General features: G+C 72.3%; 8 protein-coding genes. 3 read left to right on the forward strand and 5 right to left on the reverse strand.

From position 1 onward, the window contains the following. Positions 1–97: 97 nt before the first annotated feature. The 4 genes from mshC to AB0O67_RS35005 all read right to left on the reverse strand — a co-directional run bounded on the left by mshC (position 98) and on the right by AB0O67_RS35005 (position 3,624). Positions 98–1,327 (reverse strand): cysteine--1-D-myo-inosityl 2-amino-2-deoxy-alpha-D-glucopyranoside ligase, encoded by a 1,230-nt coding sequence (gene mshC, locus AB0O67_RS34990; protein WP_365459355.1) that lies wholly within the window; start codon positions 1,325–1,327, stop codon positions 98–100. Between the two features lie 115 nt (positions 1,328–1,442). Beyond that, positions 1,443–2,261, reverse strand: coding sequence for an SCO1664 family protein (locus AB0O67_RS34995; protein WP_365459358.1), 819 nt, complete (start codon positions 2,259–2,261; stop codon positions 1,443–1,445). After that, positions 2,225–2,815 (reverse strand): DUF3090 domain-containing protein, encoded by a 591-nt coding sequence (locus AB0O67_RS35000; protein ID WP_365459361.1) that lies wholly within the window; start codon positions 2,813–2,815, stop codon positions 2,225–2,227. The genes AB0O67_RS34995 and AB0O67_RS35000 overlap by 37 nt, the downstream gene beginning before the upstream one ends. A gap of 122 nt (positions 2,816–2,937) precedes the next feature. After that, positions 2,938–3,624, reverse strand: coding sequence for a histidine phosphatase family protein (locus AB0O67_RS35005; protein WP_365459364.1), 687 nt, complete (start codon positions 3,622–3,624; stop codon positions 2,938–2,940). A 62-nt stretch (positions 3,625–3,686) separates the two neighbouring features. Here AB0O67_RS35005 and corA point away from each other — a divergent pair, with 62 nt between their 5' ends. Further along, the gene (corA, locus tag AB0O67_RS35010) at positions 3,687–4,682 is read left to right on the forward strand and encodes a magnesium/cobalt transporter CorA (protein ID WP_365459367.1); all 996 of its coding nucleotides are present in this window, start codon (positions 3,687–3,689) and stop codon (positions 4,680–4,682) included. A 309-nt stretch (positions 4,683–4,991) separates the two neighbouring features. Here corA and AB0O67_RS35015 read toward each other — a convergent pair whose 3' ends face one another. Next, the gene (locus AB0O67_RS35015) at positions 4,992–6,047 is read right to left on the reverse strand and encodes an LLM class F420-dependent oxidoreductase (protein ID WP_365459370.1); all 1,056 of its coding nucleotides are present in this window, start codon (positions 6,045–6,047) and stop codon (positions 4,992–4,994) included. Positions 6,048–6,229: 182 nt separating this feature from the next. Here AB0O67_RS35015 and AB0O67_RS35020 point away from each other — a divergent pair, with 182 nt between their 5' ends. Beyond that, complete coding sequence (locus AB0O67_RS35020) at positions 6,230–7,216, forward strand: aldo/keto reductase (RefSeq protein ID WP_365459373.1); 987 nt, start codon at positions 6,230–6,232, stop codon at positions 7,214–7,216. Continuing rightward, positions 7,213–8,371: helix-hairpin-helix domain-containing protein (locus AB0O67_RS35025; RefSeq protein WP_365459376.1), on the forward strand; the 1,159-nt coding region annotated here is incomplete at its 3' end. The genes AB0O67_RS35020 and AB0O67_RS35025, both read left to right, overlap by 4 nt.

The following is an 8,371-nucleotide window of genomic DNA, read 5'->3' on the forward strand; positions in this document are numbered from 1 at the left end:
GCACGCCCTGCTGGCCGTCTCCCGCTACGAGGAGGCCTCGGCCCATCTGCTGCTCCCGCTTCCTCCACCGGGAGGAAGCGGCCCAAGGTCGTTCCTCCTAGAGGGCCACGCCCAGCAGCGCGTCCACCGCACGGGACACGACGCCGGGAGCGCCCGGGTCCGTGCCGCCCCGTTCCTGCTGCTCCGCCGCCCAGCGGTCGACTGCGGCGAGCGCGGCCGGGGAGTTCAGGTCGTCGGCGAGGGCCTCGCGGAGCTCCCCGACGAGCCTGTCCGCAGTCGGCCCGTCGGGCCGGGAGACGGCGGCACGCCAGCGGCCGAGCCGGTCCACGGCGTCCTGGAGCACCTGGTCGGTCCACTCCCAGTCGGTCCGGTAGTGGTGGGCGAGGAGGGCGAGCCGGATGGCGGCGGGGTCGACGCCGTCACGGCGCAGCTGGGAGACGAAGACCAGGTTGCCCTTGGACTTGGACATCTTCTCGCCGTCCAGGCCGACCATCCCGGCATGCACGTACGCCTTGGCCATGGGGAACTCACCGGTCAGCACCTGGGCGTGCGAGGCGCCCATCTCGTGGTGCGGGAAGGCGAGGTCGGAACCGCCGCCCTGGACGTCGAAGCCCATCCCGAGGTGGTCGAGGGCGATGGCGACGCACTCGATGTGCCAGCCGGGCCGGCCGCGGCCCAGCGAGCCGCCGTCCCAGCTCGGCTCGCCCTCGCGGGCCGCCATCCACAGCATCGGGTCGACGGGGTTCTTCTTGCCCGAGCGGTCCGGGTCGCCGCCCCGCTCGGCCGAGAGCAGCCGCATCGCGGCGGCGTCCAGGTGGGACACCTCGCCGAAGTGGGGGTCGGCCTCGACGGAGAAGTAGGTGTCGCCGTCGAGTTCGTAGGCGGCGCCCATGTCGCGCAGCCGTTCCACCAGCGGCACGATGCCGGGTATCGCCTCGACGGCGCCGATGTAGTGCTGCGGGGGCAGCATCCGCAGGGCGGTCATGTCCTCGCGGAACAGCGCGGTCTCGCGCTCGGCCAGGGCGACCCAGTCGAGGCCGTCGCGGTCCGCGCGCTCAAGGAGTGGGTCGTCGACGTCCGTGACGTTTTGGACGTACTGGACCTGCCGCTTCGTGTCGAGCCACACGCGCTGCACGAGATCGAACGCGTTGTAGGTCGCCGCGTGACCCATGTGGGTCGCGTCGTACGGGGTGATGCCGCAGACGTAGATACGGGCGACGGGACCGGGGTCGAGGGTCACGAGACCCCCGGTCGCGGTGTCGTGGATCCTCAGGTCGCGGCCCTTGCCAGGCAGGGCGGGGACCTCGGAAGCGGGCCAGGCATGCATGTCATGAGCCTAACCGGACTGAAGTTCCGTATACGAACCGGACCAGGCCGGATGGCCGGTAAGGCACTCTTGCGTTATCTCCCCTGATGTGCCCGTCAGCGCGCCGGCCGTGCCGTCACACGGGCGGCCACGGGATCGCCGGCCACTCCCCGTTCGGCTCCGGGTGCACGCCGGTGGCGAGCAGCGCGCCGACCCGCGCGCGGGTGGCGTCGACCTCGGCTCCGGTGATCAGCGCGCCCAGCCGCTCGGCGAGCACGCCGCCCTCCTTCAGCTCCCCCTGGAGCCGCTGGAGGACCGCCACGGCCTCGCCGGTGAGCGGTTCGCCGGCCCAGCCCCACAGGAGCGTGCGCAGCTTGTTCTCGACGTTGAAGGTGACCCCGTGGTCGATGCCGTACAGCTGCCCCTCGGCGGTCGGCAGCAGGTGGCCGCCCTTGCGGTCGGCGTTGTTGATCACGGCGTCGAGCACGGCGAGCCGCCGCAGCCGCTCGTCGTCCGCGTGCACCAGCAGCGCTGTCTTCCCGTCGCCGACCTCGGCGAACCCGATCGCCTTCCAGCCCGCTGCGGGCTCCTCGGCGTCGACCAGGGCGAGCAGCTCGGCATCCGGCCGCGCCTCGATCCACAGCTGGCACATGCCCTCGCCGTACGGTCCGTCGCGCAGCACCGTGGGCGGCACCAGGCCCCAGCCGGTCGCCTCGGAGACCGCGTACGCGGCGACCTCGCGCCCGGCGAGCGTCCCGTCGGGGAAGTCCCACAGGGGCCGCTCCCCCGCGACGGGCTTGTAGACGCAGGTGGCCTCCTGCCCGTCGTGCGTGATCGTGCAGTAGAGCGCCGCGTTGGAGGCTTCACGGATGCGTCCGCGCACGGTCAGCTCACCGGTGGTGAGCAGTTCCTCGGAGGTCATGCTCCGCGGCGGTATCCGTTCTGGCGCGGGCATACGTGTCCTTCCGGGTCGAGCGGCAGACTGCACAGCGGGCACGGCGGCCGGCCGGCGTTGACGACGTCGAGTGCGCGCTTGGCGAAGGCGCGGGCCTGCGCGCCGGTGAGCCGGACCCGCAGCATCGGGGGCCCGTTCTCCTCGTCCTGGAGGAGCCGCTCCTCGGCTTCGGCGAGGTCCTCGTCGGTGTCGGCGTCGAGTTCGACCAGCGCCTGCGCCTCGACGATCATGCGCTGCTCGTCGCCGTCCCAGGCCAGAGCCATGGTGCCGACGCGGAACTCCTCCTCGATCGGGGTCTCCAGCGGGGCGCTGTCGGAGATCTCGCTGGGTGCCACGGCCGGTACCGCGGCGCTTCCGCCGCTGCGCCGCACCACCTCGTCGAGCAGTTCGTCCATGCGCTCGGCGAGCGCTGCGACCTGTGTCTTCTCCAGGGCCACGCTGGTCACCCGGGGGCCGGCGGTGGCTTGGAGGAAGAAGGTACGGCGCCCGGGCAGCCCGACCGTACCGGCCACGAACCGCTCCGGAGGGTCGTAGAGGAACACCTGACGGGACACGTCCTGTCTCCATTGATCGTGGGGCGACTTCGACTTCGTTGACCGACCGGCCGCCGTGCGGACGCTCGGCTGCGGACAAGCACGGCGTTACTGCGACCGCTTCACCCTACTGCGGCCGACGATCACGGTGCGCCCGCACCGCCTCCCACCGGTGCGTCCCCGCCCGGGGGCTCCTCGCGGGGCGCCAGGGACGCGAAGTCCCCGGTGTCTCCGAGGCGTACGAGAAACGGCCTGAGACGGGTGTAACGGATCGCGGTGATGGAACACGGTTCTACGGAGATCCGCTGGAAGAGGTCGAGATGAAGTCCGAGTGCGTCGGCGACGAGAGACTTGATGACGTCCCCGTGCGAGCACATGAGGTACACGGCGTCGGCGCCGTGATCGCGTTCCACACGCGCGTTCCACTCCCGGACCGCCTCGGCGGCCCGGTGCTGCATCTCCCGCATCGACTCGCCGCCGGGGAACGCGGCCGCCGTCGGATGGGCCTGGACCACCTCCATCAGCGGCTCGTCCTTGAGCTCGGCGAGCTTGCGCCCGGACCAGTCGCCGTAGTCGCATTCCCCGATCCGCTCGTCGGTGTGCGCGCGCAGCCCGGGGCGGGCGTCGAGCAGGGGCCGGACGGTCTCCTCGCACCGCTGCAGCGGGCTGGTGACGACCTCGGAGATCGGCAGCCCGGCGAGCCTGCCGGGCAGTGCGGCGGCCTGCGTGGTGCCGCGCTCGTCGAGGGCGACGCCTGGCGTCCGGCCGGCGAGCAGCCCCTCGGTGTTGGCGGTGGAACGTCCGTGCCGGACGAGGATCAGCGTGGGCATGCGGCCCAGGGTAGGCGCAGGTCCGCGTGCGACGTCCCGGTGGCGACGGGAGAACACGCTCCGTGATCGTCGACTGTGCCATCTACCGTGACGGACACCGGACGGAGGGCCCCGAGGACCTGTCGGACGCCCTGGCCGAGGCACGGGCGGTCGGCGGATTCGTCTGGATCGGCCTGCACGAGCCCAGCGAGCGGGAGTTCGGGCTGGTCACCGAGGAGTTCGCGCTGCATCCGCTGTCCGTCGAGGACGCCCTGAAGGCGCACCAGCGGCCCAAGCTGGAGGTGTACGACGACTCCCTGTTCATGGTCCTCAAGCCGGTCGTGTACGAGCCGGAGAGCGACGCCGTCTCGACCGGCGAGGTCATGATCTTCCTCGGGGACGCCTTCGTGGTGACCGTCCGACACGGCGTGGGCTCCCCGCTGGCCGCCGTGCGCCGCCGGCTGGAACAGGAGCCGGAGCTGCTCGGCAAGGGCCCCACCTCGGTGCTGTACGCGATCGCCGACGCGACCGTGGACCACTACCTGGACGTGTCGGCCGAGTTGCAGACCGACCTGGAGGAGCTCGAGGCGGAGGTCTTCTCGCCGGACAGCGGTGGCTCGCGGCACTCGGCGTCCCGGATCTACGGTTTCAAGCGGCAGATCATGGAGTTCCGCCGGGCCACCGGGCCGCTCGGCGGGCCGCTGAACCGGCTCGCCGCCGTGGGCACGCTGGGCAGTGCCGTGCCCTTCGTGGACGGGAAGGCGCGGCCCTTCTTCCGCGACGTGAACGACCACCTCACGCGCGTGAACGAGTCCGTGGAGGGCCTGGACCGGCTGGTGTCGGACGTCCTGTCGGCGCATCTCGCGCAGATGAGCGTCCGGCAGAACGACGACATGCGGAAGATCTCCGCGTGGGCGGCCATGGCCGCGATCCCGACGATGATCGCCGGGATCTACGGCATGAACTTCGAGCACATGCCGGAGCTGCACTGGGTGTGGGCCTATCCGGCGGTGATCGCGCTCATGGCCGCCCTGGAGGTCCTCCTCTACCGGACGTTCAAGCGGCGGGGCTGGATGTGAGGGCCCCGCTGCTCAGCAGAACAGCCGGAACGACTGGTCGTGGTCGAGGATCTCCTGGAACAGGCTCTTGGCCGAAAGCATCTGAGAGCACCTCTCTGCAGAATTCCGCAAAGAAGGAGTCAAATGGCCACGGAGGCCCACGGCAACAGGTGTGCCGGACAACTCAGCCGAAAGACGGACCGACGGGCGGGCGTCGGAAGCGTAACCGCGCGCGGGCGGGCGCGTTGTTCCCTCTGACGGCCGTGGCGGGGAAGACCCCCGAGCCCCCACCACGGCCGTAGGGAATTCCCCGGCGGTGTACCGGCCGCGTTACGCGAGTCCGGCCCGCTCCAGCGCCTCGGAGCCCGCCCGCAGCGAGGTGAGCCGCTCCTCCAGCGTGAAGCCCGCGGGCGCCAGCGACAGCGTCGTGACCCCCGCCGCCGCGTAGGCCTTCATCCGGTCGGCGATGCGCTCCACGGAGCCGAGCAGCGTGGTCTGGTCGATCAGCTCGTGCGGTACGGCGGCCGCGGCGCCCTGCTTGTCGCCGGAGAGGTACTTCTCCTGGATCTCGGCGGCCGCCTTCTCGTAGCCCATGCGCCGGGCGAGCTGGTTGTAGAAGTTCTGCTTCGGGCTGCCCATGCCGCCGACGTACAGGGCGGTGTAGGGGCGGAAGGTGTCGGCGAGGGTCGCCACGTCCTTGTCGTCGCCGACGGCGAGGGGCAGCGTCGGGCAGACGTCGAAGCCGTCCATGCTCTTCCCGGCCTTCTCGCGTCCGGCGCGCAGGTGCGTGATCGCGGTGTCCTCCAGATGGTCGGCGGAGGGGAAGATCAGCAGGGCGCCGTCGGCGATCTCACCGGTCTGTTCGAGGTTCTTGGGGCCGATCGCCGCGATGTACAGCGGGATGTGCTCGCGCTGCGGGTGGACGGTGAGCTTGATCGGCTTGCCGGGGCCGCCGGGCAGGGGCAGGGTCCAGTGCTCGCCGTCGTAGCTCAGGCGTTCCCGGGTCATGGCCTTGCGGACGATCTCGACGTACTCGCGCGTGCGGGCCAGCGGCCTGTCGAACTTGACGCCGTACCAGCCCTCGGAGACCTGCGGGCCGGAGACGCCGAGGCCGAGGCGGAAGCGGCCGCCGGACAGCGAGTCCAGGGTCGCGGCGGTCATCGCGGTCATCGCGGGCTGGCGCGCCGGGATCTGGAAGATGGCCGAGCCGACGTCGATGCGCTCCGTCTGGGCGGCGACCCAGCTGAGCACGGTGGCGGCGTCGGAGCCGTACGCCTCGGCGGCCCAGCAGACGGCGTATCCGAGGCGGTCGGCTTCCTGGGCCACGGCGAGATTGTCCGCGTCCATTCCGGCGCCCCAGTAGCCGAGGTTGATCCCGAGCTGCATGGCCTTCCCCTTACTCATCAGTAACGTCGCTTGTGGCCTCGACACTAGCGTGGGGCACGGGGATCGCCCAGGCCGCGGGTGGCGTCGCCGGCACGCCGGTCGGGAACCCGGGCCTGGATCATGTGAATCGGTTGTCCACAGGCAACCCACGGCACCAGTTCTGGCCAGTAATCTCGGCGGACATGGAGCAGAGGCATCTCGGCCGTACCGGCCTGCGTGTGTCCCGGATCGGACTCGGCACCCTGACCTGGGGGCGGGACACCGACGAGCATGATGCCGCGGACCTGCTGAAGACGTTCTGGGAGGCCGGTGGGACCCTCGTCGACACCGCGGACGTCTACGGGAACGGCGAGTCGGAGTACCTGCTCGGCAGGCTCATGGAAGGGCTCGTACCGCGCCGGGACCTGGTGCTGTCGACCAAGGCCGGGAGCGTGCCGGACCCGGACCGGCGGTTCGACGGGTCGCGGGGGCATCTGCTGGCCGCGCTGGACGCCTCTCTCGCCCGGCTCGGCACGGACTACGTCGACGTGTGGCACATCCACGCCTTCGACCCGCAGACCCCGCTGGAGGAGACGCTCCAGGCGCTGGACCTGGCGGTGAGCAGCGGGCGGGTCCGCTACGCGGGCATCTCCAACTTCTGCGGCTGGCAGCTCGCCAAGGCGGCGACCTGGCAGCTGGCGGCGCCCGGGACGCGGACCCGGCTGGCGAGCACGCAGATGGAGTACTCGCTGCTTCAGCGCGGCGTCGAGCGGGAGGTGCTGCCGGCCGCGCTCGACCTGGGCATAGGCCTGCTGCCGTCGTCGCCGCTGGGACGCGGGGTGCTGACCGGCAAGTACCGGGGCAACGCGCTGCCGCCGGACTCCCGGGGCGCCTCGGACCATCTGGCGCCGTTCGTCGAGCCGTACCTCGACGACACCGCGAGCCGCATCGTGGACGCCGTGTCGACGGCGGCGGACGGGCTGGCGGTCACGCCGCTCCAGGTCGCCCTCGCCTGGGTGCGGGACCGGCCCGGCGTGGCGGCGCCGGTGGTGGGCGCGCGCACCGCGCAGCAGCTCACGGCGGCATTGTCAGTGGAGGCCCTTAGTCTTCCTGACGAGATCTGCCGGGCGCTCGACGACGTGTCGGCGCCTGTGCACCGCTATCCCGATCACGACTGGAGCACGCTGTGAGCACGGAGCCGGAGACCACCGAGGACGCCGAGCCGAGGAAGCCGGACGCCACGGAGACCGAGGCTGCGAAGGCCGGGGCTGCGGGCATCGCGGGTGGTGGGGCGGCGGTCGGCGAGGGCGGTGAGCCGTCCGAGGCCGCGAAGACCGGGGGCGGTGGGCTGTCAGAGGCCGAGGCCGAACTGGCGGCTCAGCGGCTGGAGCGGGAGCGGATCGAGCGACGCAAGGCCGAGAAGCAGGCGCCCGTCGACGCCGGTGCGAAGCTCAGCGGCAAGGCGGCCGAACTGCTCGCGGCCGTGCGGGCCGTGGAGAGCGGTGCGAAGCCGCCCGCGACGGTGTTCGAGGAGCCGCCGCCCCGGCGGCAGGCCCCCGAGCCGGTACGGCGGACGCAGCCCGTGGCGCCCGTGGCGGTGGGTGTGCCCGCGCCCGAGGCCGTCGAGGGCGTGCGGCGGGTGCTGAGCGACGGAGGAGCCCCCGAAACGCTCGCCGTGCAGGTCGCGTCGGCCTTGGGCGAGGGGGCGGACGAGCGGCTGCGGGCCGATCCGTGGCAGTTGCTGCGGGTCGGTGGGGTGCGGCCCGAGCAGGCCGACGGTTTCGCGCGGGCGCTGCTGGGACCGGAGTGCGGGCCCGGCGACGAGCGGCGAGGGCGTGCCGTCACCGTGTGGCTCCTGGAGCAGGCGGCGCTCGCCGGGCACACCGCGCTGGAGATGCCCGCGCTGACCGCCGCGCTCACCCAGCGGGGGGTGCCGGATCCCGAGGAGGCCGTGCAGGGGGCACTCGCCGAGGGTGACGCCCTGGCCTTCCAGGACGGGCTGGACGAGAACGCGGTCGAGGACGACGACGGCGACGGCGACGGCGACGCGGCCGGCGGCGAGGATGAGGAGCGTCCTGTCCGGGTCCTGGTCGGGCTGGAGCGGTACGCGCTCGCCGAGGAGAGCCTGGCCGACGGTCTGGCCCGGTTGATCAACTCCGTGCCCAAGGAGGACGGTTCGGGCGAGGCGTGGGAGCGGGCGGCCAAGGGTGCCCAGGGGGCGGCCGCCGAGCTGATCCGGGCGGTCGCCGGGCACGGGCTGGTGCTGCACACCGGCGGGGAGGCGTCCCGGGCCGAGGCGGCGGAGCTGGTGCGGGCGGCGCGTGGGCTCGGCCTGCGGGCCTGGG

The organism is Streptomyces sp. NPDC086077 (genome assembly GCF_040686175.1).
GTDB lineage: Bacteria > Actinomycetota > Actinomycetes > Streptomycetales > Streptomycetaceae > Streptomyces.